Origin of the sequence: Zhihengliuella sp. ISTPL4 (assembly GCF_002848265.1) — a bacterium.
In the GTDB taxonomy this organism is placed as follows: Bacteria; Actinomycetota; Actinomycetes; order Actinomycetales; family Microbacteriaceae; genus Microbacterium.
Genome location: NZ_CP025422.1, coordinates 1,160,449 through 1,186,176 on the forward strand (window position 1 = coordinate 1,160,449; position 25,728 = coordinate 1,186,176).

Genomic DNA, 25,728 nt, shown 5'->3' on the forward strand with positions numbered 1-25,728 from the left:
AGGCGGACGCGTTGTTCAGAACTGTCAGGAGATGAGTGCCGCGTTGCCGGCCACGATCGTCAGGACGTCGCCCTCCATGGAGAGGAAGCCGTCCTGTGCGTTCGCGAGCACCTTGGCACCATCCGTCTGGGTGATCCGGACCTGACCCTCGGCGAGGATGGCCAGCACCGGCTCGTGACCGGACATGAAGCCGATCTCGCCCTCGACGGTCTTGGCGACGACGAGGCTCGCCTCTCCCGTCCAGACCTCCGCGTCGGCGGAGACGAGGCTGACGTGCAGCGCCATGGTCAGGCGTTCTCCTTCTGGATCTGCGCCCAGCGCTCCTCCACGTCGGAGATGCCACCGACGTTGAAGAAGGCCTGCTCGGCGACGTGGTCGAAGTCACCGCGGGTGATCGCATCGAACGACTCGATGGTCTCCTTCAGCGGCACGGTCGAGCCCTCGACGCCCGTGAACTTCTTCGCCATGTAGGTGTTCTGCGAGAGGAACTGCTGGATGCGGCGTGCACGCGACACGACGATCTTGTCTTCCTCGGAGAGCTCGTCGACACCGAGGATGGCGATGATCTCCTGCAGCTCCTTGTTCTTCTGGAGGATCTGCTTGACCGTGGTGGCCACGCGGTAGTGGTCCTCGCCCAAGTAGCGGGGGTCCATGATGCGCGACGTCGAGGTCAGCGGGTCGATGGCCGGGTACAGACCCTTCGACGCGATCTCACGAGAGAGCTCGGTCGTCGCGTCGAGGTGCGCGAAGGTCGTGGCAGGAGCCGGGTCGGTGTAGTCATCGGCCGGCACGTAGATCGCCTGCAGCGAGGTGATCGAGTGACCACGCGTCGAGGTGATGCGCTCCTGGAGGAGGCCCATCTCGTCGGCGAGGTTCGGCTGGTAACCCACGGCGGAGGGCATGCGGCCCAGCAGCGTGGAGACCTCGGAACCGGCCTGCGTGAAGCGGAAGATGTTGTCGATGAAGAGCAGCACGTCCTGCTTCTGCACGTCACGGAAGTACTCCGCCATCGTCAGAGCCGACAGGGCGACGCGCAGACGCGTCCCCGGCGGCTCGTCCATCTGGCCGAAGACGAGGGCGGTCTTGTCGAAGACGCCCGCCTCCTCCATCTCGTGGATGAGGTCGTTGCCCTCACGGGTGCGCTCACCGACACCGGCGAACACCGACACACCACCGTGGTCCTGCGCGACGCGCTGGATCATCTCCTGGATGAGGACGGTCTTGCCGACACCGGCACCACCGAAGAGACCGATCTTTCCACCCTGCACGTACGGGGTGAGGAGGTCGATCGACTTGATGCCCGTCTCGAACATCGTGGTCTTCGACTCGAGCTGGTCGAAGTTCGGGGCCTTGCGGTGGATGGGCCAGCGCTCCGTGACCTCGATGGTCTCACCGGGCTCGCCGTTGAGGACCTCGCCGATCACGTTGAAGACCTTGCCCTTGGTGATGTCACCGACGGGGACCGAGATGGCCTCACCGGTGTCACGCACCTCCTGACCGCGGACGATGCCGTCGGTCGGCTTCAGGGCGATGGCGCGGACCAGGTCGTCGCCGAGGTGCTGTGCGACCTCGAGCGTGATCTCGGTGGACTCCTCGCCGATCGTGATCGTCGTCTTCAGCGCGTTGTAGATGTCGGGGATCGAGTCGTGCGGGAACTCGATGTCGACAACCGGACCGTTGACGCGGGCGACGCGCCCGACGACCGCGGTCGCCGGCTGCTCAGCCGTGGCGGTGGTGGTCATTTCTTCGTCTCTTTCCTGAGGGTCTGTCAGCTCGATGCGAGAGCGTCGGCGCCACCGACGATCTCGGCGATCTGCTGGGTGATCTCGGCCTGACGCGCGTTGTTGCGCAGGCGGGTGTAGTCGGTGATGAGCTTGTCGGCGTTGTCGCTGGCCGACTTCATCGCCTTCTGCGTCGCGGCCTGCTTAGCGGCGGACGACTGCAGGAGGGCGTTGAAGACGCGGCTCTGGATGTACACCGGCAGGATCGCGTCGAGCACCGTCTCGGCGTCGGGCTCGAACTCGTACAGCGGGTAGACGGTGCTGCCCGCCTCCGAGTCGTCGGCCTCCGCGATCTCCAGCGGCAGCAGGCGCACGGACTCCGGCGACTGCGTCATCATGCTGACGAAGCGGTTGTACACGAGGTGGATCTCGTCGACGCCGCCGTCCTCTCCCCCACGGTTGAAGGCCTCGAGAAGCGTCTGCGAGATCTCCTCCGCCGTGTGGAACGAGGGGGTGTCGGTGTCGCCGGTCCACTCTGCAGCGGCTTCGATACGACGGAACTGGAAGTACCCGACGGCCTTGCGGCCCACGAGGTAGAACACCGGCTCCTTGCCCTGTTCGCGCAGGAGCTCCGCCACCTCGAGACCCTCACGGAGGATCTGCGAGTTGAAGGCTCCGGCGAGACCACGGTCCGACGAGAAGATCACGACCGCGGAACGGCGGATCGTCTCGGGCTCGCGGGTGAGCGGGTGGTCGACGTTCGAGTGCGTCGCGACGGCGGACACGGCCCTCGTCACGGCCCGCGCGAAGGGGGTGGACGCCTTGACGCGTGCCATCGCCTTCTGGATGCGCGAAGCCGCGATGAGTTCCATCGCCTTCGTGATCTTCTTGGTCGTCTGAGCAGAAGAGATCTTCTGCTTGTAGACCCTGAGTTGAGCGCCCATGAATCAGTACCTCACGCGATTACGCGCGACGACCCTTGACGATCTTCTCCTGGTTGACGTCCTCGGCCTCGGCCGCAGCGTGCTCCTCGTGGCCGGGGGCGCCGATGGCGTGACCCTTGCCGCCCTGGAACTCCAGGAGGAAGTTGTCGGTCTGCTTGTCGAGCTCGGCGACGGTCGCGTCGTCCAGCACGTTCGTCTCCCGCAGGGTGTCGAGCACCTTCGTGTTGCGACGCAGGTAGTCGAGCAGCTCGCGCTCGAAGCGCAGCACGTCCTCGACCTCGATCGAGTCGAGCTTGCCGTTGGTGCCGGCCCAGATCGAGACGACCTGCTCCTCCACCGGGTACGGCGAGTACTGCGGCTGCTTGAGCAGCTCGGTCAGACGGGCACCGCGCGAGAGCTGACGGCGCGACGCGGCGTCGAGGTCCGACGCGAACATCGCGAACGCCTCGAGCGAGCGGTACTGCGCCAGCTCCAGCTTCAACGTTCCGGAGACCTTCTTGATCGACTTCACCTGGGCGTCACCACCGACACGCGACACCGAGATACCCACGTCGACCGCCGGACGCTGGTTGGCGTTGAAGAGGTCGGACTGGAGGAAGATCTGGCCGTCGGTGATCGAGATCACATTGGTCGGGATGTACGCCGAGACGTCGTTCGCCTTGGTCTCGATGATCGGAAGGCCCGTCATCGAGCCCGCGCCGAGCTCGTCGGAGAGCTTCGCGCACCGCTCGAGCAGACGCGAGTGCAGGTAGAAGACGTCGCCGGGGTAGGCCTCGCGGCCCGGCGGGCGGCGGAGCAGCAGGGAGACGGCGCGGTAGGCCTCGGCCTGCTTCGACAGGTCGTCGAAGATGATGAGGACGTGCTTGCCGCCGTACATCCAGTGCTGGCCGATGGCCGAGCCGGTGTACGGAGCGAGGTACTTGAAGCCGGCGGGGTCGGACGCAGGAGCGGCCACGATGGTGGTGTACTCCAGAGCTCCGGCCTCTTCGAGCGCGCCCTTCACCGAAGCGATGGTCGAGCCCTTCTGGCCGATGGCGACGTAGATGCAGCGGACCTGCTTGTTGACGTCGCCGGACTCCCAGTTGGCCTTCTGGTTGATGATCGTGTCGATCGCGATGGCCGTCTTGCCGGTCTGGCGGTCGCCGATGATGAGCTGGCGCTGGCCGCGGCCGACCGGGATCATCGCGTCGATCGCCTTGATGCCGGTCTGCATGGGCTCGTGGACCGACTTGCGCTGCATGACGCCGGGGGCCTGGAGCTCGAGCTCGCGGACACCCTCGGTCGCGATCGCGCCGAGGCCGTCGATCGGGTTGCCGAGCGGGTCGACGACGCGGCCGAGGTAGCCGTCACCGACCGGGACGGAGAGGACCTCACCCGTGCGGGTGACTTCCTGACCGGCCTCGATGCCGGTGAAGTCGCCGAGGACGACGACGCCGATCTCGTGCTCGTCGAGGTTCAGCGCGAGACCCTTGGTGCCGTCGGCGAAGGTCACGAGCTCGTTCGCCATGACGCCGGGAAGTCCCTCGACGTGAGCGATGCCGTCGGCGGCGTCGATGACGGTGCCGACCTCGGTCGCCGCGGCCCCGGTGGGCTCGTACGCGGCGGCGAAATCCTTCAGCGCGTCACGGATGACGTCGGGGCTGATCGATAGTTCTGCCATTGTCTTCCCTTTGTATCTGGGTGCGCGGTTCCCCGCGCGAAGTCGTGTTAGCCCGCGAGCTTCTGGCGAAGGTCGGCGAGTCGTGCGGAGATGCTGCCGTCGATGACGTCATCGGCGATCTGCACGCGCAGGCCTCCGACGACGCTGGGGTCGATGACGACGTTGAGGGACACCTGGCCGCCGTATCGCTGCGAGAGCGTCTGGCCGAGTCGCGTGCGCTGCGCGTCGCTGAGCTCGGTCGCCGTGTGCACCGTGGCCACGAGACGGCCGCGCTGGCTCGAGACGATGCGCATCGCCCGGCTCAGCAGCTGCCGCACCCGGCGCTCGCGCGGCTGACGCACGAGGGACGTGACGATGAGGGCCGTCGGAGCGCTGGCAGAGGCATCGACGAGGAGGCGCTCGACCAGAGCGGCCTTCGCGTCCTCTCCCCCGAGCCGGCTGCCGAGAGCGAGCTCGAGCTCCGGGTTCGCCGCGATCGCCCGCGAGAAGCCGAAGAGCTCTCCCTCGATGTCCGCGCCGGGCTCGGCGATGGTCGCCGCCCGGATCGCGAGCTCCTCGAGACCGTCGATCAGCTCCGAGGCGTTCGACCAGCGCTCGGCGACCGCGCTGCGCAGGACGTCCTGCGTCGCGGAGCCGTACTGCCCGAAGACCGCGGACACGACGTTCTGTCGCGCCGAGGCGGGAGCCGAGGGGTCGGCCAGCGCGCCGCTCAGCTGAGACGATTCGCCCACGGCACGCGCGGCGACGAACAGCTCGCGCGCGGTCTCGAGGGTGACGTCCTTCGCTGCGGCAAGCGTCTGCGTGGATGCCGCGAGTGCCTGAGCGGTCGCGCTGCCCATTAGGACTGCCCGCCCGGTACCTGAGCCGCCTTCTCGGATGCTTCGAGATCGGCGAGGAAGCGGTCGACCACGGCGGCCGCGCGAGCGTCGTCGGAGAGCGTCTCGCCGACCACGCCGCCGGCGAGGTCGAGAGCGAGCGAACCGACCTCGCTGCGCAGGGAGACGAGGGCCGTCTGGCGCTCGGCCTCGATCTGCGTGTGCGCGGTGGCGGTCAGACGCGCGGCCTCGCTGGCTGCGGTCTCCTTCGCCTCGGCGATGATCTTCTTGCCGTCCTCACGGGCGGCCTCGCGGATCTCGCCGGCCTCGGTGCGCGCCTCGGCGAGCTGCCGGGTGTACTCCTCGAGAGCCGCTTCCGCCTGCTTCTGCGCCTCATCGGCCTTGGCGATGTTGCCCTCGATGGCGGCGGACCGCTCGTCGAGCATCTTCGTCAGACGGGGAAGGGCGACCTTCCACACGACGATGAGGATGATGAGGAACCAGAAGCCCGACCAGATGATGTCGTACCACGCGGGGATCAGCGGGTTGTTCGCCGCCTCACCCTCAGCCGCGAGGTTCGTGACAAGAGCGTTCAGCATCCTGTCTCCTTCAGAAGTCGGTGGTGATTACGCGGGGAAGGGGATGAATCCGACGGCGATGCCGACGAACGCAAGCGCCTCGGTGAAGGCGATACCGATCCACATGAGGACCTGCAGGCGACCGGCCAGCTCGGGCTGACGGGCGACGCCCTCGATGGTCTTGCCGACCACGATGCCCACACCGATGGCCGGGCCGATGGCCGCGAGGCCGTAGCCGACCGCCGCGAGGTGGCCGTTGATTTCAGCGAGAACCGTAGTTGCGTCCACGGGTTTTTCCTTTCGTTGGGTGGGAGGGCTGTTGCCCGCCCGCTCAGTGCTCTTCTGCGACCGCGAGCTGGATGTAGACCGCGGTGAGGACGGTGAAGACGTAGGCCTGCAGCACGGCGACCAGCACCTCGAAGAGGGTGAACGCGCCGCCGAAGGCGAGGGTTCCGATACCGAGGGCAGCCCAGCCGCCGCCAGCGGTGAAGAAGAAGAACTGGGTCGCTGCGAAGCAGAGGACCAGGATCATGTGGCCGACGACGAGGTTCATCAGCAGTCGCAGGGTGAGGGTCACCGGGCGGATGATGAACGTCGAGATGAGCTCGATCGGCGTGACGATGAAGTAGACCGGCCACGGCACACCCGACGGGAAGAGCGCGTTCTTGAAGAAGTTCTTCGGGCTCTTCTTGATGCCGGCGTAGATGAACGTGACGTAGCTGACCACGGCGAGCGTGAGTGGCACCGCGATGATGGCCGTACCGGGCATGTTCAGGAACGGGATGATGCCCGTGATGTTCATGAACAGCACCATGAAGAAGATCGTGGTGAGGATCGGCAGGAAGCGGTCGCCGTCCTTGCGGCCCAGCAGGTCGTGCGCGATGCCGCCGCGGACGAAGCCGAGGCCCATCTCGACGAGGCTCTGGAAGCGTCCGGGCACGACCTTCATGCGGCGCGTGCCGAGCCAGAGGATCAGGACGACGGCGATCACGGACAGGAACTGGATCAGGTGGATCCGGTTGACCGGGATGGGTCCGACGTGGAAGAGGATCTCCGGGAAGAACTCATCGATCGAAGGGCCGTGGAACTCGCCATCCGAGGACGCGAGTCGGGGGGTCAGGGTCGCAGCAAGATTAAACAGCGCGGGCTCCAGCTTCGGGGCACCGGTCAGAACCGGGGCGACGATGGTCGGTGTGCTACACAGCGCAAGCGCTCGCGGGCGAGCGGCGGGCACTCCTCAACACTATCAGAATCCAAGGGTGCCCTAAGACCGCGGAGCGGCGTCCGCCGGCCCGTCCGCAGGACCGTTCGCGGCTCCTGGGGCACGGTCCTCCGGGACCTCGGTGGGCAGGGTCGTGTCGCTGACGCTCGGCAGGCGCATCTGGGTGAGGACGACGACGTCGATGATGAGGGACATCAGCACGCCCGCCACGATCGAGAGGAAGAAGACCATCGGCTCGATCCACGGCTGTCCGGCGAGCAGGATCATCACGACGACGAAGACGCCGAGCTTGAGCAGCCACCCGCCCAGCACGATCGCGAAGAAGAGCTGCACGTAGAGGGGGTCTCCGTACCACCGGTTGGCGATGAGGATGCTCAGGCCGGTGATGCCGAGGAACAGGGCGGCGAGGAGCACGCCGAGAAGCCCGCTGACCAGGCCCTCCCCCTGCGCCACGGCGAAGCCGATCCCGCCGGCGACGAGCGCGAGCACGACGGTGGCGACGGCCGACCAGACGAGCGTGCGACGCAGGATCGGGGTGCTGGAAACGGGGCTCGGACTCATCGGGGCTCCAGAGGGATCGGGTCGGGCGCAGCGGCCGCGTCGGTCTTGCGTCGGCGGGTCGGACTCAGGGTGATGACGAGGCACGCGGCGATGCCGACGACGCCGAAGGCGACGCCGGGAAGGTACTGACCGGGCCAGTCCTCCCGCGCGCCGACGTACATCAGGAGGACGGCGAGGGAGATCACGGCCGTCCACGCGTAGAAGATGAGGACCGCGTCGCGGTCCCGGTGCCCGAGGTCGAGCATCCGGTGGTGCAGGTGCTTGCGGTCCGGCGAGAACGGCGAGCGTCCGGCGCTCATCCGGCGCAGCACCGCCAGGCCGAAGTCCAGCAGAGGCAGGAGCACCACGAGCAGCGGCAGGAGGATCGGCAGGAAGGCACCGATGAGTTGCGAGCGCCCGAGGCGCTCCGGGTCCAGGGCGGACGGGTCCATCTGTCCGGTGATCGCGATCGCCGAGGTTGCCATCAGCAGACCGATCACGAGCGCCCCGGAGTCCCCCATGAACAGCTTCGCCGGGCTCCAGTTCAGCGGGAGGAAACCGAGGCAGGCCCCGATGAGGACCGCGGCGAGGAAGGTCGAGAGGTTGAAGTAGCTGGAAGCACCGGAGTCCCGCGTGAAGATGTACGAGTACGCGAAGAAGACCCCGTTGGAGATGAGGCAGACACCGGCGACGAGTCCGTCGAGCCCGTCGATGAAGTTGACCGCGTTCATGACGATCACGATCGCGAACATCGTGATCGTGATGCTCAGCCAGCTCGACACGACGATCAGGTCACCGAACGGCAGAGAGAGGATCTGCAGGCCGCCACCCACCGTGATGATCCCGGCGGCGAGGAACTGCGCCCCGAGCTTGATCATCCAGTCGATGTCCCAGAGGTCGTCCATGACCCCGATGACGGCGATGAGCAGTGCAGCCGCGAGGATCGACCACATGGTCTGCGGCGGCGTCCAGATGCTCTGGAAGAACGGGTTGGCGGCCGAGACCGCGAAGGCGGCGACGATGCCGAGGAAGATCGCGATCCCGCCCAGCCGCGGTGTGGGCGTGGTGTGCACGTCGCGCTCTCGGATGCCGGGATACAGCTTGAAGCGGAGGCTCAACCGCCACACCGCCCACGTCAGCACGAAGGTGATCGCGGCGGTGACGATGATCGTGAAGAGGTACTGCTTCACGAATCCCCGTCCTGCTGCTCCGGCTCGAGCAGGTCGCCCAGGACCTCCTGCAGCTGCTCCCTCGTCACGACGCCCTGACGCAGGATCCGGACGACGCCGGTCTCGGCATCGGCCCCGCGGCGGACGAGCGAGGTCGCGTCGATGATCGTGGAGGCGACGCCGTTCTTGCTCATGCCGTCGTCCAGGTACACCGCGACGCTGTCGCCGAGCATCTTCTCCGCATCGAGCGCAGAGATCGCCGCCGCCTTGCCGGTGAGGTTGGCGCTGGACACCGCGAGGGGCCCGGTCTCAGCGAGCAGTTCGAGCACCACCCGCCCCTCCGGCATCCGCACGGCGACGGTGCCCTGCGTCTCCCCCAGGTCCCACACCAGCGACGGCTGCGCCGGCAGCACGATCGTCAGTCCGCCGGGCCAGAAGGCATCGACGAGACGGTGAACCGGCTCGGGGACCTCCTCCGCGAGGGCCGCGAGCGTCTCCTTGGTGCCGACGAGGACAGGCGGCGGCTGATTGCGGCCGCGGCCCTTGGCATCCAGGAGACGCTGCACCGCAGGCGGCGAGAAGGCGTCGGCGGCGACGCCGTAGACGGTGTCGGTGGGGATGACGATGAGGTCGCCGCGGCCGATCGCCTGACGCGCGTTGCGCATCCCGGCGAGCAGCTGCGCCTCGTCGCTGCAGTCGAAGATGGGGGACATGACGGTTCGATTCTACGCGGGGGTGGTCCGGAACGAGCTCGACGTCCGTCGATCAGGGACGGACGGCGGTGGTGGCGCGGTCGCGCAGGGTCAGATCGCGGTGGGTGGCCGCGGCTCGCCACCCGTCGGCCGTGAGCAGCTCCCGGATCGGGGCACCCTGCAGCTCGCCGTGCTCGATCACGAGCGTGCCGCCCGACCGCAACAGGCGCAGCGCCCTACCGCTGAGCATGCGGACGACGTCGAGGCCGTCCTCTCCGCCGTAGAGCGCCAGCGCCGGGTCGAAGAGCCGCACCTCCGGATCACGCGGGATCGCCTGCGCCGGCACGTACGGCGGGTTGGAGATGACGACCGTGGCGGTGCCGTCGAGTTCCGGGAACGCGTCCGCGAGATCGGACAGCACCAGGGTGAGGTTCTCGACGCCCTCGACGTTACGACGAGCCCACGCGTGGGCCTCCGGGGAGATCTCCGCGGCGTACACCCGCGCGTGCGGCACCTCGGTGGCCATCGCCAGCGCGATCGCGCCGCTGCCCGTGCCGAGGTCGATGCCGATCGGCGACGGCTCCGCCGAGCCCAGGAGGGCATCGATCGCGAACTGCGCCACCGTCTCCGTCTCGGGGCGCGGGACGAAGACGCCGGGGCCGACCGCGAGCTCCAGGTGCCGGAACGGCGCGGTGCCGGTGAGATGCTGCAGCGGCTCCCGGCCCGCGCGGCGGCCGATGAGGGCGTCCAGCGCCGCCGCGTCGTCGTCAGCGAGCAGGTCGCCGCGGACGACGGCCGCCTGTACCTCGCCGCGGCGCTGTCCTCGCACGTGTCCGGCGAGCAGCTCGGCGTCGACGAGCGGGTCGGGCACGCCGGCGTCGGCGAGACGCTGTGCCGCGGCGCGCACGGCGGCGGCGAGTGAGAGGTCGGGCATGGCTCCAGCGTAGAGTGCGCGGCCGTCACAATGCCCCCTCCCCCCTCCTGCTCGCCTAGGCTGGACCGGCAGCGCACCCGCACAGGAAGGCTCCCCCATGTCCGGCATCCACCCCGACATCACCACCGCTTTCGGGAACACCCCGCTCGTCCGCCTCAACCGCGTGACGGAGGGCCTCGGCGCCACCGTGCTCGCGAAGCTCGAGTACTACAACCCGGCGTCCAGCGTGAAGGACCGCATCGGCATCGCGATGATCAACGCCGCCGAGGCCGCCGGCGAGCTCGCCCCCGGCGGCACCATCGTGGAGTCCACCAGCGGCAACACCGGCATCGCACTCGCCATGGTGGGAGCCGCGCGCGGCTACCGCGTCATCCTCACCATGCCGGCCTCGATGTCGAAGGAGCGCCGTGTGCTGCTCAAGGCGTTCGGCGCGGAGATCGTCCTCACCGATCCCACCAAGGGTATGAAGGGCGCGATCGAGGAGGTCAAGCGCATCGTCGACGAGACCCCCGGCGCCGTGTGGATCCGCCAGTTCGAGAACGCGGCGAACCCGCAGATCCACCGTGAGACCACCGCGCAGGAGATCCTCCGCGACACCGATGGCGCGGTCGACATCTTCATCGCCGGCGTCGGCACGGGCGGCACGGTCACCGGCACCGGGCAGGCCTTGAAGGCGGCGAAGCCCGAGATCCAGGTCATCGCCGTCGAGCCGAAGGACTCCCCCGTCCTCACCGAAGGGCACCCCGGACCGCACAAGATCCAGGGCATCGGCCCGAACTTCGTGCCGGACGTCCTCGACCGCGAGGTGCTCGACGAGATCATCACGGCGGAGTTCGAGGACTCGCTGCGCGTGGCCCGCGACCTCGCGGCGAAGGAGGGCCTGCTGGTCGGTATGTCCTCCGGTGCCGCCGTGTCGGCGGCGCTGACCGTCGCCGCACGCCCGGAGAACGCCGGCAAGACCATCGTGGTGATCATCCCGGACACCGGCGAGCGGTACCTCTCCACCGCCCTGTTCGAGGACCTGCGCGAGGACTGAGGTCGTCGATGGGCATGATCGGGCGAATGCGCGAGGACATCGCCGCCGCGCGCCTTCGTGACCCGGCCGCACGCACCGCGGTCGAGGTGGCGCTGCTCTACCCCGGGCTGCACGCCGTCTGGGCACACCGCGTGTCCCACGCGCTGTGGCGACGGCGCCTTCGGCTCCTCGCTCGCGCGGGGTCGCAGGTCTCCCGCTGGTTGACGGGCATCGAGATCCACCCCGGAGCCCGGATCGGCCGCCGGTTCTTCATCGACCACGGCATGGGTGTCGTGATCGGCGAGACCGCGGAGATCGGTGACGACGTGCTGATGTACCACGGCGTGACCCTCGGCGGGCGGACCCGAGACGTCGGCAAGAGGCACCCGACCCTGCGGGACGGCGTCGCCGTGGGTGCGGGGGCGAAGATCCTCGGCCCCGTCACGGTCGGCGCCCGTTCGGTGGTGGGTGCCAACGCCGTGGTCACGAAGGACGCCCCCGCCGACAGCGTGCTCGTGGGTGTGCCCGCGAAGCCGCGCCAGCGGACCGCCGGTGAGGACACCAGGGCGCTGCTGACCGCCCCGGACTACTCCATCTGAGGATCGCGGCAGCGTCCTGCTGCCCTCACTGCGCCACGAAGAACGGGACGGCGCCGACGAGGATGCCGACCCCCAGCATGACGAGCGAGACGGTCGCTGCCCGCCATAGCACCTTGCGATGGTGGTCTCCGAGGTTGACCCCGGCGAGGGACACCAGGAGCAGGATCGCGGGGACGAGCGGACTCTGCAGGTGCACCGGCTGCCCGGTGATCGAGGCCCGAGCCATCTCCACCGGATCGATGCCGAAGTTGGCGGCGCTCTGCGCGAGTACGGGGAGGATGCCGAAGTAGAAGGCGTCGTTCGACATGAAGAACGTGAACGGGATGGACAGCACGCCCGTGATCGGGGCGAGGAACGGTCCGAGCGCGGGCGGCAGCACGTTCGTGATCCACGTCGCCATCGCGTCGACCATGCCGGTCCCGGAGAGGACACCCACGAGGACGCCGGCCGCGATGACCATCGACACGACGCCGACGATGCTGGGGGCGTGCGCGACGATCTCCGCCGCCTGCTCCTTGATGCCGCGGAAGTTCACGAGGAGGGCGATGCCGGCCCCGACCATGAACACGTAGGGCAGCGGGAGGATGTCCATGACCAGGAGCACCATCACCGCGACGGTCAGCAGCAGGTTGAACCAGATCAGGCGCGGGCGCAGGGTCGGACGTGCCGGATCCAGCATCGTGTCGGCCATCGCCGTGTCCGCGGGGTCCACGCTCGCCGCCGCGACCGGAGCGCGTCCGCCGGCGACGACGACGAGGTTGCCGGTCCGCAGCGAGGCGCGCGCCCCCGGCTTGAGCTCGGCACCGCGGAAGATGCGGGGCACCGCGGCCAGCACGCCGCCGTCGGCACCGGTGAGCCGGCCGTCCGCGTCGATCCGGCCCAGTCGGCGCCGCTCCCCCAGTCCGAGGAGCCAGGCGAAACCGAGCGTCACGATGATCCCCGCTCCCAGCGCCGGGAGCATCGGCACGAAGATCTCCGTCGGCTGCACGCCGAGCGCGGTCGCGGCACGCACGGTCGGTCCACCCCACGGGACGATGTTGAGGGTGCCGTTCATGAGCCCGGCGACACAGGTGAGGACGACGGGGCTCATCCCGAGGCGGAGGTAGATGGGCAGCATCGCAGAGGTCGTGATGATGAAGGTCGTCGAGCCGTCGCCGTCGAGGGACACCGCGCCCGCGAGGATCGCCGTTCCCAGAACGACCTTCGCCGGGTCATCGCCGAGCAGACGCGTGATCAGCCGGATGAGCGGATCGAAGAGCCCGACGTCGATCATGATGCCGAAGAACATGATCGCGAACATCAGCAGTGCCGCTGTCGGCGCCATGGTGCCGATCGAGTCGAGGATCATGTCGCCGAGCCCGAGCCCCGCCCCTGCGAACAGGCCGAAGACGGTCGGCACGAGGATCAACGCCACCATGGGCGTGAGGCGCTTGGTCATGATGAGCGTCATGAACACGAGGACCATCGTGAAGCCGAGGACGACGAGCACCCCTTCCGGTGGCACGAAAGCGACGTCGTAGGCCGGGGCATCCTCCGCGGCAGCAGCGATCAGTCCGGTCGGTGCGTGGGGCATGAGTGACTCCTTCGTCGTGGCTCCGTCATCGCTGACGGATCTCGTCGAGGCTAGGCAATCCGGGCACGCGAAGCGCGGTATGCCGCATTCCGTGCCGTTCTGCGCGTACCGTGACTTCTGCGCATATTGCGCGTCGGGAGGAGCACGTGACGATGTCCACGCAGAAGCGGGTCCGGTTCGCCACTCGTGCCCTGCTGCTCCATCTGGGCGCCGTCGTCCTCGTCGTGGCGCTCTGCACGGGCGTCTATCTCGCCGTCGCCGTCCAGCAGCTCCGCGCCGAAGCCGAATCGACCGCCCTCGGGATCGCCAGGACGCTGGCGGAGGATGCACAGGTGCGGACCACGGTCGCCACCATCTCTGCGTCGGACGACGGGCCGGACGCGGAAGCGCTGCGCGACGGAGAGCTGCAGCAGATCGCCACCGACGTCATGGCGCGCACCGGCGCGCTGTTCGTCGTCATCACCGACGATGCGGGCATCCGCCTCGCGCATCCGCTGCCCTCCCGGATCGGCGAGGTGGTGAGCACCCCGTTCGCCGAGGTGCTGGCGGGCCACGAGGTGGTCGACTGGCAGACCGGCACGCTCGGCGAGTCCGCCCGGGCGAAGGTGCCGGTGCGGGACGACTCCGGCACACCGGTCGGCGAGGTCAGCGTCGGGTTCGAGCGCACCGGCGTCTTCGACGACCTGCCGCCCCTGCTCGCCGCTCTCGGTCTCACCGCCGCCGGCGCGCTCGCCCTCGCGCTCCTGACCTTCCTCCTCCTGCGCCGCCGCTGGGAGCGGCTGACCCTCGGCGTGCAGCCCGAGGAGCTGGTCGCCCTCGTGCAGAATCAGACCGCGGTGCTGAACGGTGTCGGGGACGGCGTGCTCGCGGTCGACCAGGATGGCATCGTGCGGGTGAGCAACGCCGCGGCGGATCGGCTTCTCGGGCTCCACGATCCGGTCGGCCGCGGCGTGGACGAGCTCCCGCTCCCCTCCGTCGTACGAGACACCGCTTCCGGAGCCCGCGACCGGGCGGAGACGGTCGTCGGCGACCGGATGCTCTATCTCGAGTCGCGTCTGGTCCGACGCGACGGCCGGGCGCTCGGCGACGTGCTGATCGTGCGCGACCGCACCGACCTCATCGCCCTGACCGAGCGACTGGAGGCCGTCCGGACGATGACCTCCGCGCTGCGGGTCCAGCGCCACGAGTTCGCGAACCGCCTTCATGTGGCGGCAGGCCTCATCGACGCCGGTCGAGTCGACGACGCTAGGGCGTTCCTCGACGAGCTGGTGAGCCGTGGTCCGGTGGCGTTCCCCGTCGCCGGACTCGACCTCGTGGGCGACCCGTTCCTGCACGCCTTCCTCGGAGCCAAGGGCGTGGAGGCCGCCGAGCGGGACGTCGCCCTGCGGATCGCGGACGACACCCAGCTGATCGGTACCGTCCGTCGGGCGGAAGACGTGGCGAGCGTGCTCGGCAACCTCGTCGACAACGCCGTCGTCGCGGCCGTCGCGGGCGCCAGGGAGCCGCGATGGGTGGAGGTCTCCGCGCTGAGCGACGGCGACGCGCTCGTCGTCACCGTGGCCGACTCCGGCGGCGGTCTGCGCGATCCCGACCCGCAGGCGAGCGCCGACGACGGCGGGAGCGGGGACCGCGTGCACGGGCACGGAATCGGTCTGCCGCTCGCGACGGAGATCGCGCGCCGGAGCGGCGGCGACCTCTGGATCATCGACCCCGGCGGCGCAGACCACGGCGCCGTGTTCGCCGCCCGCCTCGGAGATGCCGTCGACGCCGCTCCGCACACTTCGAAGGAGGACAGATGACCGAACCACTGCGTGCACTCATCCTCGACGACGACTTCCGGGTCGCCGATCTGCACCGGACGATCGTGGACGACCACGCCGGGTACACCGTGACCGGCACCGCGCGGTCCTGCGCCGAGGCACGCGACCTCGTGCGTTCGACCCGGCCCGACCTGCTGCTCGCCGACGTCTATCTCCCCGACGGCGACGGCATCGGACTCGTCCGCGAGACGGGAGTCGACGCGATCCTCATCTCCGCCGCGGACGACGCTCCCACCGTGCGACGCGCGCTGCGCGCGGGCGCCGTCGGCTACCTGATGAAGCCGTTCGAGCGTCGTGCCCTCACCGGACTCCTCGACCGGTACGCCCGCTCCCGTAACCTGCTCGCGGGCGATCGTCCCCTCACGCAGGAGGATGTGGACCGCGCGCTGGCGATCCTGCACGGCGGCGGCGAGCCGGTCTCCCTGTCGCGCTCGGCCACCGAGCAGCGCGTGCTCGCGGCGCTCGGCGACGGCGAGGCCTCCGCCGCGGAGGTCGCCGAGCGCGTGGGGATCTCACGGGCCACGGCGCAACGACACCTCGCGACTCTCGCCGCCAGGACGATCGTCGAGGTACGGCTGCGATACGGGTCGACCGGGCGCCCCGAGCATCGGTACGCGGCGCGCACCTGACGACTTTCGTCCGGCGGGTCAGCCCTCGGAGCCGACCGCGGCGAGACGCGCTTCCTCGTCGGCGGCGATGGCGCTCTCGATGATGGCGTCGAGCGCACCGTCCATGACCTGGTCGAGGTTGTACGCCTTGAACCCGGTCCGGTGATCCGCGATCCGGTTCTCGGGGAAGTTGTAGGTACGGATGCGCTCCGAGCGGTCCATGCCGCGGATCTGCGACTTGCGCGCGTCGGAGGCGGCCGCGTCGAGCTCCTCCTGCTGCTTGGCGAGCAGCCGGGCGCGCAGCACGCGCATGGCAGCCTCGCGGTTCTGCAGCTGCGACTTCTCGTTCTGCATCGACACGACGATGCCGGTGGGCACGTGGGTGATCCGGACCGCAGAGTCGGTGGTGTTCACCGACTGTCCGCCGGGGCCCGATGAACGGAACACGTCGATCTTCAGATCGTTCTGGTCGATCTGGATCTCCTCGGGCTCGTCCACCTCGGGGAACACGAGCACGCCGGTCGTGGACGTGTGGATGCGCCCCTGCGACTCCGTCGCGGGGACCCGCTGCACGCGGTGCACGCCGCCCTCGTACTTCAGGTGCGCCCAGACGCCCTGCGCGGGGTCGGACGAGGAGCCCTTGATGGCGACCTGGACGTCCTTGTAACCGCCGAGGTCGGACTCGTTGCGCTCGAGCAGCTCGGTCTTCCACCCCTTGGACGCGGCGTACTGCACGTACATGCGCAGCAGGTCCGCGGCGAACAGCGCCGACTCGGCGCCGCCCTCCCCCGCCTTGATCTCCATGATCACGTCGCGGGCGTCGTCCGGATCGCGCGGGATCAGGAGTCGTCGCAGACGCTCCTGCGCGGCCTGCACGCCCTCTTCGAGCGCGGGGATCTCGGCGGCGAACGCCTCGTCCTCGCGGGCGAGCTCCCGGGCCGCCTCCAGATCGTCGACGGCAGCCGTCCACGCCTCGTGCGCCGCGACGATGCGCGAGAGCTCGGCGTACCGCCGGTTGACGCGCTTGGCGCGGGCCGCGTCGGCGTGCACCGCCGGGTCGGAGAGCTCCTCCTGGACCCGGCGATGCTCGTCGATCAGAGTCTGGACGGACTCGAACACGTCGCGACTCAGCGGATGTTGTTGTCGTGCCCGTGGGCGCCCGAGGGCAGCGTCGGGATCGACTTCTGCATCTGGACGAGGAACTCCACGTTGGAGTGGGTCTCCTTGAGCTTGCCGAGCACGACCTCGAGCGCCTGCTGCGGGTCGAGGCCGGCGAGGGCGCGGCGGAGCTTCCAGGTGATCTTGACCTCGTCGGCCGAGAGCAGCATCTCCTCGCGGCGGGTGCTGGACGCGTTCACGTCCACCGCCGGGAAGATGCGCTTGTCGGCGAGCTGACGGGACAGGCGCAGCTCGCTGTTGCCGGTGCCCTTGAACTCCTCGAAGATGACCTCGTCCATCTTGGAGCCGGTCTCGACGAGCGCGGTGGCGAGGATCGTGAGGGATCCGCCGTTCTCGATGTTGCGGGCGGCACCGAAGAAGCGCTTCGGCGGGTACAGCGCGGACGCGTCGACGCCACCGGTGAGGACTCGGCCGGACGCCGGAGCGGCCAGGTTGTACGCGCGACCCAGGCGGGTGATGGAGTCGAGCAGCACGACGACGTCGCGGCCCAGCTCGACGAGGCGCTTGGCGCGCTCGATCGCGAGCTCGGCGACCGTGGTGTGGTCCTCTGCGGGGCGGTCGAAGGTGGAGGCGATGACCTCGCCCTTCACGGTGCGCTCCATGTCGGTGACCTCTTCGGGGCGCTCGTCGACGAGCACGACCATGAGGTGCACCTCGGGGTTGTTCTGCGCGATCGCGTTGGCGATCTGCTGCAGGACGATCGTCTTGCCGGCCTTCGGCGGCGCGACGATGAGGCCACGCTGGCCCTTGCCGATCGGTGCGACGAGATCGATGATGCGCTGCGTCAGCTTCTCGGGGGCCGTCTCCAGGCGCAGACGCTCCTGCGGGTACAGCGGCGTGAGCTTGCCGAACTCCACGCGGGTGGCCGCGTCGTCGACCGAGAGGCCGTTGATGGAGTCGACCTTGACGAGGGCGTTGTACTTCTGGCGGCCCTGCTGCTCGCCTTCGCGCGGCTGCTTGATGGAGCCGACGACCGCGTCGCCCTTGCGGAGGTTGTACTTCTTGACCTGGCCGAGCGAGACGTAGACGTCGCTGGGACCGGCGAGGTAGCCGGTGGTGCGGACGAAAGCGTAGTTGTCGAGCACGTCGAGGATGCCGGCGATCGGGATGAGGACGTCGTCCTCGGTGATCTCCGTCTCGAACTCGTCGACCTGGGTGCCACCGCGGCGCTTGTTGCGCTGGCGGTTGCGTCCGTTGCCGTTGCCGGATTGGTCGTCGTCGGCCGGTGCGTTCTGCGTCTGCTCCTGACCGCCACCCTGGCCACGGCCACGGTTGCGGTTCCGGTTGCGGTTGCGGCCGCGGCCGCCCTGCTCCTCGGCGTTGTCGCCGTCGCTGGACGCGTCCTTCGCCGGGGCGTCCGCCTCGGCCTCGTTCTTCACCGCAGCACTGTCGTTCTTCGACTCGCTCTTCGCCGCGTCGTTCTTGGCGCGGCCGCCCTGGGCGGTGCCCGCCTCGGCGGTCTCCGCCGTGCTGTCGGCCGGCGCGGCCTCGGCCTTCTCTGCTGCTGCCGGGGCCTCGGCGTCGGCCTTCTTCGTGCGACGACCGCGTCCGGACTTGGGCGCCTCCGCGGGAACGTCGGCGGTGTCGGCAGCCGGCGCCGCCTCGGCGGTCGCCTGCTCGGCAGGAGCCTCGGCATCCGCCTTCTTCGCGCGGGTGCGGCGCGGAGTCTTCGCCTTCGGAGCAGCCTCCGCCGCTTCCGCGGTGTCCCCGGCAGCCGCAGGCGCCTCGGCGGAGCCGGACTCCTCCGCGGCCTTCGCCGCCTTGGCCGCCGCGGTGGCGGTGTTCGCCCGGCGCGGGGCGCGCTTCTTAGCCGGAGCGGTCTCGGTCGCCTGCTCGGCGACGGGGGCATCGGCGGTCGGAGCCGCCTGATCGTTCTGGGTCTCGGAGAGGTTCTCCACGAGTACTCCCTTATAGGTCATGGGAAATGAGCGTGAACGCGCACAACGGGTGCTGCGCACGATCGCACGGGCTGACGCTCGGCGTCAGCCAGCCTCGGCACTTGGGCCTCAGGGGTTCGCGTGCGGGTCTTGCAAGAGATGCAATGGGGCCAGATTCACGAATGTTACGTGGAGCCCTCCGCTCGATCCCCCACTGTACCACCACGGACGTCGACGGCGAGCAGGAGGGCCTCCCACGGGGTGTCGGTCACCTGATTGGCCACCTCCACGGCGTCCAGACGGCTGCCGGGACCGTCGGCGAGCACGAGCACGCTGGGCCCCGCGCCGGAGACGACCGCGGCGAATCCCGCCGCCCGCAGGGCCTGCACGAGACGCTGCGTCTCGGGCATCGCGCCGGCGCGGTAGTCCTGGTGCAGACGGTCGGCGGTCGCGTCCAGCAGCAGCTCCGGGCTCTGCATCAGGGCCGCGATGAGCAGCGCCGACCGGGACACGTTGAACACGGCGTCGGCCGTGGAGACGTGCGGGGGCTGCAGCGAACGGGCCTGCGAGGTCGACATGGTGTACGCGGGTACGAGGACCAGGGGCGAGACACCGCGGTGTACGAGGAGCTTCTTGTGCTGCGGTCCCCGCTCCCCCATCCACGCGATCGTGAGTCCGCCGAACAGCGCCGGCGCCACGTTGTCCGGGTGCCCTTCCAGCTCGGTCGCGAGGCGCAGCAGGTCGGTGTCGGAGAGATCGACGTCGCCGGCCAGCAGCCCCTTCGCCGCGAGGACCCCGGCCGCGACGGCCGCGCCGGAGGACCCCAGACCGCGGCCGTGGGGCACCGCGTTCTCAGCCACGATGCGGAGGCCGGGCATGGGCCTGCCGGCGTCCGCGAACACATAGGCGATCGTCCGGACGATGAGGTTCGATGCATCCCGCGGGATGTCCTCCGCACCGGAGCCGGAGACCTCGATCTCGAGCTGCCCCTCCGGCAGCGCCGTCACCTCGAGGCGGTCGTAGATGCTCAGCGCCAGGCCGAGCGTGTCGAAGCCGGGACCGAGGTTGGCGCTCGTCGCCGGGACCGTCACCTCGACCGTGCGACCCACGCGCGCGCCGTGCTCCTCCGGAGCGGGAGCCGTCACCGTCGTCACTCGCCTTCCACCCGGAGCACGGACACCACACGGGCGACGACATCGCTCTCGGCGAGCACGTCCACCGTGTCGCTGAGGGCCTGCTCGGTCGCGCGGTGCGTGCCGATGATGAGGCGGGCGGTGGGCTCGTCCTCCCCCTCGACGGTCTGGACGACGGTCGCGACGGACACACCGCCGTCGCTGAGGATGCCCGCGACGGTCGCCAGCACCCCGGGGGCGTCGGAGACCTCGAGGGTGATCTGGTACCGCGTGGTGACATGGCCGATGGGAACCACGGGCAGGTTCGCCCTGGTGGACTCGCCCACCCCGACGCCGCCCGCGATGTGTCGACGTGCGGCCGAGACGACATCGCCGAGAACGGCGGAGGCCGTCTGCACGCCGCCCGCGCCCGCCCCGTAGAACATGAGGGAGCCGGCAGCCTCGGCCTCGACGAAGACCGCGTTGTTGGCACCGTGCACGGAGGCGAGCGGATGGGAGACGGGGACGAGCGCCGGATAGACCCGGACCGAGATGGACTCCGCCCCGTTGGCCTCGATCCGCTCGCAGACGGCGAGCAGCTTGATGACGAACCCGGCGGCGCGGGCTTCCTCGATCATCGACGCGGTGATCGAGGTGATGCCCTCTCGGTGCACGGCGTCCAACGGCACGGCGGTGTGGAAGGCGAGGCTGGCGAGGATCGCGGCCTTCTGCGCGGCGTCGTAGCCCTCGACATCGGCCGTGGGGTCGGCCTCCGCGTACCCCAGGCGCTGGGCGTCCGCCAGCACGTCGGCGAAGTCGGCGCCCTCCGTGTCCATCCGGTCGAGGATGTAGTTCGTGGTGCCGTTCACGATGCCCATGATGCGCACCACCCGGTCACCGGCGAGCGAGTCGCGCAGCGGACGGATGATCGGGATGGCGCCGGCGGCGGCCGCCTCGTAGTACACCGATGCGCCGACGCGGTCTGCAGCCTCGAACAGCTCCGGTCCGTGGGTCGCCAGCAGCGCCTTGTTGGCCGTGACGACGTCGGCACCGGAGCCGATGGCCTGCAGGATGTTCGTGCGGGCGGGCTCGATGCCGCCGATGAGCTCGATCACGATGTCGGCGCCGAGGATGAGCGACTCGGCGTCGGTCGTGAAGAGCTCCTTCGGCAGCTCGACGTCGCGGGGGGCGTCGAGGTTGCGGACGGCGATACCGGCCAGCTCCAGGGCGGCGCCGGCGCGGTCCGCCAGCTCATCGCCATGGCGGAGCAGGAGGGCCGCGACCTGGGAGCCGACGGCTCCGGCGCCCAGCAGTGCCACGCGAAGTCGTCTGTAGTCAGTCATGGGTGCTCCTTCGGGGGTGGGTCATCGTGCTCCCTCGGGGGCGTGCGCCCCGTCGATGCCCGCGTCGCGGGCCAGCAGGTCGTGGACGGTCTCGCCGCGGACGATCACTCGCGAGCGGCCCTCGCGCACCGCCACGATCGGCGGACGCGGGACGTGGTTGTAGTTGCTCGCGAGCGAGGCGCAGTACGCGCCCGTCGAGGGCACGGCGAGCAGGTCGCCCGGCGTGACGTCGCCGGGCAGGTACTCGTGGTCGACGACGATGTCGCCGGACTCGCAGTGCTTGCCGACCACGCGGCTGAGCTGCGGGTCGCCCGTGCCCGTGCGCGAGGCCAGCCGGGCGGAGTAGTTGGCGCCGTAGAGGGCCGTCCTGGCGTTGTCGCTCATGCCGCCATCGACGCTGACGTAACGCCGGGTCGCCCCCGAGGCGACCGTGACGTCCTTCGTCGTCCCGACCTCGTAGAGGGTGACGCCCGCCGTGCCGACGATCGCGCGCCCGGGCTCGAACGACAGCGCCGGCACGGGGATGCCGCGTGCCGCGCAGCCCTCGGCCACCGCCGCCACGATGCCGTCGGCCAGCTCGTCGATCGGCGTGGGGTCGTCGACCCGGGTGTACGCAATGCCGAAGCCGCCGCCGAGGTTCAGCTGCGGCACCGGGCCGTCCTCGAGGAGGGCGGCGTGCAGTTCGAGCACGCGCGACGCGGACTCGCGGAAACCGGCCACGCCGAAGATCTGGGAGCCGATGTGGCAGTGCAGGCCGGCGAACTCCAGCCCGGGGATCTCGCGGATCCGTGCCACGGCGACCTCCGCCTCGGCGAGCGGGAAGCCGAACTTCTGGTCCTCGTGCGCCGTGGCGAGGAAGTCGTGGGTCTCGGCGTGGACGCCGCTGATGACCCGGACCATGACGCGCTGCACCGCGTCGGTGCGGGCCGTGATGGCGGCCAGACGCTCGATCTCGATCGCGCTGTCGACGACGATCGTGCCGATACCGAGCGTGACCGCGCGCTCCAGCTCCGCCACCGACTTGTTGTTGCCGTGGAAGCCGAGCGAGGCCGGGGCGGCACCCGCGGCCAGCGCCACCTCGAGCTCACCGCCGGTGCACACGTCGATGCGGAGCCCCTCGTCGACGACCCACCGGGCGACCGTCGTGCACAGGAAGGCCTTCCCCGCGTAGTACACCTGTGCGGTCGTGCCGTGTGCGGAGGCGGCGCGGTCGAACGCGTCGCGGAAGGCCCTGGCGCGGCCGCGCACCTCGTCCTCGTCGAGGACGAGGAGTGGCGTGCCGTAGGTCCGGACGAGCTCGGGCGCCGAGACCCCGGCGATGACGAGGGATCCGTCCTCGTCCCGCTGCGCCGACGCCGGCCAGACACCGGCCGCGAGGTCGTTCGGGTCGTCGGGGACGACGAGCCATTCCGGAGCGAGCGTGGCGGCAGAGTCGAGCACGGAACACCAATCGTGGGACGGATCTCGGGCGGGAGGCGCACATCGAGTTGCCCCGATTCTAGGGCACCCCCTGGACTCGCCTGGTCTCGGTGACACGCCGCGTCACCCCCCTGGGGAGCGGTACCGCGCGGCTCATAGGGTGGGGGCGTGGCAGACACCGACACGCGAGACTCCGAGAACCGTTCCGCAGCCCCGGCCCGACCGGGACTCGTCGCCCGAATCACGGGACCGATCATCGCCTGGGCCCTGGCCCGACGCCCGGTCAGGGCGGCACTGCTCTACTCCGAGCGCCGCGGTCCGATGCTCGCCGACAGCGTGACCTATCGCGCCCTGTTCAGTGTCTTCGCGGGCGTGCTCCTCGGCTTCTCCCTCGCCGCTCTCTGGCTCTCCGGCAACCCGGACGCGTGGCGGGCCATCATCGACGCGGTGCAGTCGGCGGTCCCCGGGCTCATCGGCGAGGACGGCGTGATCAGCACGAAGGACCTCCGGGCTCCGGCATCGTTCTCGATCGCCGGGATCGTCTCGCTCGTCGCGCTCGTGGGCGCCGCGCTGGGTGCCATCGGGTCCCTCCGCACCGCCATCCGCACCATCGCCGGGACGATCCAGTCCGACATCCTGTGGATCTGGGTGATCATCCGCAACCTGCTCCTCGGCGTCGGTATCGGACTCGCCTTCGTTCTCGCCGCCGGGGTCACGTTCATCGGCCAGCTCGGGGTGACCTGGATCGGAGACCTCCTCGGGGTACCGTCGGATTCGCCGCTGCTCGCATGGACGGTCCGGATCCTGTCGCTGCTGGTGGTCTTCATCCTGGACGCGGCCCTCATCGTCGGCGCGTTCCTGCTGCTCTCCGGTGTGCGCCCCGCAGCGCGCTCGCTGTGGGCCGGCGCCTTCCTCGGCGCCTTCGGCCTCATCGTGCTGCAGCAGCTCTCCGGGCTCTTCGTCGGCGGCGCGACGAGCAACCCGCTCCTCGCCTCCTTCGCGTCGCTCCTCGCGCTGCTCATCTGGCTGCAGCTGTCCACGCAGGTCATCCTCGTCGCCTGCGCCTACATCGTCACGGCCGAGGAGGAGCGCGGCGACCGCCTGCACGAACGGTTCGGCGCGCGGACGTTCATCCAGCGACGGCTGCAGCGCGCCGAGGTCGACGTGAAGATCGCGACGGCCGAGCTGCGCGACGCCCAGCGTGCGGCGGCCGAGGAGAACGGAACGGCTGAGGAAGCGTGACCGTCCGCAGCACGCCTCCGGACACCGCGGCACGTTCGGGCGCGTGGCTGTGACGGTCGAGAGCGCCGAGATGCATCACGAGACGACCGGTCCCGCGGGAATCCCTCCCCTCGTCCTCTTGCACGGGGGTGGCGTCGCCGGGTGGATGTGGGAGCCGCTGCGCGGACACCTCGATCCCGCGCGGCGGGTCATCGTCCCGGATCTCCCCGGCCACGGCCGCAGCGCGAGTATCGACTACGAGTCGCACGACGAGACGGTGGCGAGGCTCGTCCCCCTGCTGGAACAGGAGACCCGACCGGCCACCGTCGTCGGCTTCTCCCTCGGGGCGCAGCTCGCCGTCCTGCTCGCGGCGCGACGGCCCGACCTCGTCGCCGACGCCGTGGTCGTCAGTGCCCAAGCGGAACCGATCCGGGCCGTCGGGCCCACCCTGGCGCTGCTCTCCCTCACCGCCGGGCTGGCCAGGAACGAGCGCTTCGCCCGACTTCAGGCGCGCGAGTTGTTCATCCCCACCGCGCTGCTTCCCCGCTATCTGGAGACCTCCGCGTCGATCTCGCGCACCACCCTGCTGCGAGCGGTCGAGGAGAACCTGCGATTCACACCGCCGCCCGCCTGGCGCGCGCACCCCGGTACCGCGCTGGTGCTCGTCGGCGCAGAGGAGAAGCCGCTCATGCGCCGTTCCGCCGCGCTGCTGAGCCGCGTGCACGCCAGCTCCACGCTCGAGGTCGTCGAGGGGTGCGGACATGGCATGCCCCTGCAACGGCCGGCGGAGCTCGCCGCACGTCTGGAGGAGCGCCTGGCCACCTGACCCGGGCGGGACCGCTCAGCGGTCGCAGGTGCCTTTCTCCTGCAGCCCCTCGTCCGTGACGATCGCCCCGTCCACGTCGATGTCGATCACGGCCTCGTCGTCCACGATCTCGACGCCGGTCAGCGTGAGGCCCGCCGGGAGCTGATCCGCGATGCAGACGCGGCGCGGCTCCGTGATCCCTTCGCCCAGGGAGCCGAGCGACGACCCCACCCGGTCGAGATCGATGTCCACGCCGCCGACGCTCGCCGCCACCGGCGTGAGTTCGAGATCACCCTCGACCGCGCCGGGCATCAGGGTCACGGACACCGGCACCGCGGTGCCGAGCACCTGGAACGAGCCGCCAAGCGTCGCGTTCGGCGCGGCGAACTCGACTGTGTCGACGGGCAGGTCCGTGGCCGAGAGCAGAGTGGTGAACTGGTCCTGGTCGATACGGATGGTGCCGTCCGCGCCGCCGAGGTCTCCGCCTCGCAGAGGGACACCCGTCGCCGTGACGTCCGCCGCCCCCGTGATGCCCTCCAGCGTGACGGCATCCGTCGACAGCTGCAGGGTGTCGAGACGACCGGCGAGGAGCTGCGGGAGCAGGATGCCTTCGGTCTCGACGTCCAGCTGCTGGTCGGCGGGCAGATCGAGCTGCTCGATGACGATCGACCGGACGACGCCGGGAAGAACGGCCCGGGCGACGAGTTCGGCCGCGACGACGAGCAGCGCGAGCACGAGCACGACGATGAGCACGACCCACGGCCACCGACGGCGGCGGGCGACCTTCGCGGGCTCACGACCGTCCGCCGAGTCGGGGATGACGAGCGTCGGATGCTCGCCCGAAGGCTCCGGGTACGGCAGGGTCCGGTTGTCGTCGCTCAT

The 25,728-nt window shown here is 69.9% G+C and carries 25 protein-coding genes; 6 read left to right on the forward strand and 19 right to left on the reverse strand.

Annotated features, from left to right (window positions below):
• Positions 1 to 24 precede the first annotated feature (24 nt).
• The 12 genes from CYL12_RS05650 to prmC all read right to left on the reverse strand — a co-directional run bounded on the left by CYL12_RS05650 (position 25) and on the right by prmC (position 10,275).
• Complete coding sequence (locus tag CYL12_RS05650) at positions 25 to 285, reverse strand: F0F1 ATP synthase subunit epsilon (RefSeq protein ID WP_025103153.1); 261 nt, start codon at positions 283 to 285, stop codon at positions 25 to 27.
• A gap of 2 nt (positions 286 to 287) precedes the next feature.
• Positions 288 to 1,742, reverse strand: a complete 1,455-nt coding sequence (gene atpD / locus CYL12_RS05655) for a F0F1 ATP synthase subunit beta (RefSeq protein WP_025103152.1) — start codon at positions 1,740 to 1,742, stop codon at positions 288 to 290.
• 26 nt (positions 1,743 to 1,768) lie between these two features.
• Positions 1,769 to 2,665 (reverse strand): F0F1 ATP synthase subunit gamma, encoded by an 897-nt coding sequence (locus CYL12_RS05660; protein ID WP_025103151.1) that lies wholly within the window; start codon positions 2,663 to 2,665, stop codon positions 1,769 to 1,771.
• A gap of 19 nt (positions 2,666 to 2,684) precedes the next feature.
• Positions 2,685 to 4,325 carry a F0F1 ATP synthase subunit alpha gene (gene atpA / locus CYL12_RS05665; protein ID WP_062634989.1) on the reverse strand — a complete coding sequence of 547 codons (1,641 nt, stop codon included), beginning with the start codon at positions 4,323 to 4,325 and terminating at the stop codon, positions 2,685 to 2,687.
• 47 nt (positions 4,326 to 4,372) lie between these two features.
• Positions 4,373 to 5,164, reverse strand: a complete 792-nt coding sequence (locus CYL12_RS05670) for a F0F1 ATP synthase subunit delta (protein ID WP_101846286.1) — start codon at positions 5,162 to 5,164, stop codon at positions 4,373 to 4,375.
• Positions 5,164 to 5,739 (reverse strand): F0F1 ATP synthase subunit B, encoded by a 576-nt coding sequence (locus CYL12_RS05675; protein ID WP_101846288.1) that lies wholly within the window; start codon positions 5,737 to 5,739, stop codon positions 5,164 to 5,166. Before CYL12_RS05675 ends, CYL12_RS05670 begins: the two co-directional genes overlap by 1 nt.
• A gap of 27 nt (positions 5,740 to 5,766) precedes the next feature.
• A complete protein-coding gene (gene atpE, locus CYL12_RS05680) occupies positions 5,767 to 6,006 on the reverse strand; it encodes an ATP synthase F0 subunit C (protein WP_101846290.1) in 240 nt (79 codons plus the stop codon).
• A 43-nt stretch (positions 6,007 to 6,049) separates the two neighbouring features.
• The gene (gene atpB, locus CYL12_RS05685) at positions 6,050 to 6,838 is read right to left on the reverse strand and encodes a F0F1 ATP synthase subunit A (RefSeq protein ID WP_187614963.1); all 789 of its coding nucleotides are present in this window, start codon (positions 6,836 to 6,838) and stop codon (positions 6,050 to 6,052) included.
• Positions 6,839 to 6,982: 144 nt separating this feature from the next.
• Positions 6,983 to 7,501, reverse strand: coding sequence for a hypothetical protein (locus CYL12_RS05690; protein ID WP_101846292.1), 519 nt, complete (start codon positions 7,499 to 7,501; stop codon positions 6,983 to 6,985).
• Positions 7,498 to 8,670, reverse strand: a complete 1,173-nt coding sequence (locus CYL12_RS05695; protein ID WP_101846294.1) for an MraY family glycosyltransferase — start codon at positions 8,668 to 8,670, stop codon at positions 7,498 to 7,500. The genes CYL12_RS05690 and CYL12_RS05695 overlap by 4 nt, the downstream gene beginning before the upstream one ends.
• Entirely contained in the window at positions 8,667 to 9,362 is a 696-nt protein-coding gene (locus CYL12_RS05700; protein WP_101846297.1) for an L-threonylcarbamoyladenylate synthase, read from the reverse strand. The genes CYL12_RS05695 and CYL12_RS05700 overlap by 4 nt, the downstream gene beginning before the upstream one ends.
• Before the next feature lie 52 nt (positions 9,363 to 9,414).
• The gene (prmC, locus tag CYL12_RS05705; protein WP_101846300.1) at positions 9,415 to 10,275 is read right to left on the reverse strand and encodes a peptide chain release factor N(5)-glutamine methyltransferase; all 861 of its coding nucleotides are present in this window, start codon (positions 10,273 to 10,275) and stop codon (positions 9,415 to 9,417) included.
• Between the two features lie 97 nt (positions 10,276 to 10,372).
• Here prmC and cysK point away from each other — a divergent pair, with 97 nt between their 5' ends.
• Positions 10,373 to 11,311, forward strand: a complete 939-nt coding sequence (gene cysK / locus CYL12_RS05710; protein WP_101846302.1) for a cysteine synthase A — start codon at positions 10,373 to 10,375, stop codon at positions 11,309 to 11,311.
• Between the two features lie 8 nt (positions 11,312 to 11,319).
• Complete coding sequence (gene epsC / locus CYL12_RS05715; protein WP_101846304.1) at positions 11,320 to 11,889, forward strand: serine O-acetyltransferase EpsC; 570 nt, start codon at positions 11,320 to 11,322, stop codon at positions 11,887 to 11,889.
• A gap of 25 nt (positions 11,890 to 11,914) precedes the next feature.
• On the opposite strand, the gene CYL12_RS05720 is transcribed toward epsC, so the two are convergent.
• Positions 11,915 to 13,462 carry a CitMHS family transporter gene (locus CYL12_RS05720; protein ID WP_101846306.1) on the reverse strand — a complete coding sequence of 516 codons (1,548 nt, stop codon included), beginning with the start codon at positions 13,460 to 13,462 and terminating at the stop codon, positions 11,915 to 11,917.
• A gap of 152 nt (positions 13,463 to 13,614) precedes the next feature.
• On the opposite strand from CYL12_RS05720, the gene CYL12_RS05725 reads away from it, so the two are divergent.
• Both CYL12_RS05725 and CYL12_RS05730 read left to right on the forward strand, forming a co-directional pair.
• The gene (locus CYL12_RS05725) at positions 13,615 to 15,261 is read left to right on the forward strand and encodes a sensor histidine kinase (RefSeq protein ID WP_101848686.1); all 1,647 of its coding nucleotides are present in this window, start codon (positions 13,615 to 13,617) and stop codon (positions 15,259 to 15,261) included.
• Positions 15,258 to 15,911: a response regulator gene (locus CYL12_RS05730; RefSeq protein WP_101846308.1), complete on the forward strand. Its 654-nt coding sequence runs from the start codon at positions 15,258 to 15,260 to the stop codon at positions 15,909 to 15,911. The genes CYL12_RS05725 and CYL12_RS05730 overlap by 4 nt, the downstream gene beginning before the upstream one ends.
• Positions 15,912 to 15,929: 18 nt before the next feature.
• Here CYL12_RS05730 and prfA read toward each other — a convergent pair whose 3' ends face one another.
• From prfA to lysA, 5 genes are all read right to left on the reverse strand, one after another.
• Positions 15,930 to 17,009, reverse strand: coding sequence for a peptide chain release factor 1 (gene prfA / locus CYL12_RS05735; RefSeq protein WP_101846310.1), 1,080 nt, complete (start codon positions 17,007 to 17,009; stop codon positions 15,930 to 15,932).
• 8 nt (positions 17,010 to 17,017) lie between these two features.
• Positions 17,018 to 18,988 (reverse strand): transcription termination factor Rho, encoded by a 1,971-nt coding sequence (rho, locus tag CYL12_RS05740; protein ID WP_101846312.1) that lies wholly within the window; start codon positions 18,986 to 18,988, stop codon positions 17,018 to 17,020.
• A gap of 143 nt (positions 18,989 to 19,131) precedes the next feature.
• Positions 19,132 to 20,100, reverse strand: coding sequence for a homoserine kinase (thrB, locus tag CYL12_RS05745; protein ID WP_233486842.1), 969 nt, complete (start codon positions 20,098 to 20,100; stop codon positions 19,132 to 19,134).
• On the reverse strand, positions 20,097 to 21,401 hold the full coding sequence (locus tag CYL12_RS05750) for a homoserine dehydrogenase (RefSeq protein ID WP_101846314.1): 1,305 nt from the start codon (positions 21,399 to 21,401) through the stop codon (positions 20,097 to 20,099). Before CYL12_RS05750 ends, thrB begins: the two co-directional genes overlap by 4 nt.
• A 21-nt stretch (positions 21,402 to 21,422) precedes the next feature.
• Positions 21,423 to 22,841: a diaminopimelate decarboxylase gene (lysA, locus tag CYL12_RS05755; RefSeq protein WP_101846316.1), complete on the reverse strand. Its 1,419-nt coding sequence runs from the start codon at positions 22,839 to 22,841 to the stop codon at positions 21,423 to 21,425.
• A gap of 147 nt (positions 22,842 to 22,988) precedes the next feature.
• Here lysA and CYL12_RS05760 point away from each other — a divergent pair, with 147 nt between their 5' ends.
• Both CYL12_RS05760 and CYL12_RS05765 read left to right on the forward strand, forming a co-directional pair.
• Positions 22,989 to 24,062, forward strand: coding sequence for a YihY/virulence factor BrkB family protein (locus CYL12_RS05760; RefSeq protein WP_199399192.1), 1,074 nt, complete (start codon positions 22,989 to 22,991; stop codon positions 24,060 to 24,062).
• Between the two features lie 43 nt (positions 24,063 to 24,105).
• The gene (locus CYL12_RS05765; RefSeq protein WP_233486843.1) at positions 24,106 to 24,867 is read left to right on the forward strand and encodes an alpha/beta fold hydrolase; all 762 of its coding nucleotides are present in this window, start codon (positions 24,106 to 24,108) and stop codon (positions 24,865 to 24,867) included.
• Between the two features lie 15 nt (positions 24,868 to 24,882).
• On the opposite strand, the gene CYL12_RS05770 is transcribed toward CYL12_RS05765, so the two are convergent.
• Positions 24,883 to 25,728 (reverse strand): LmeA family phospholipid-binding protein, encoded by an 846-nt coding sequence (locus CYL12_RS05770; protein WP_101846319.1) that lies wholly within the window; start codon positions 25,726 to 25,728, stop codon positions 24,883 to 24,885.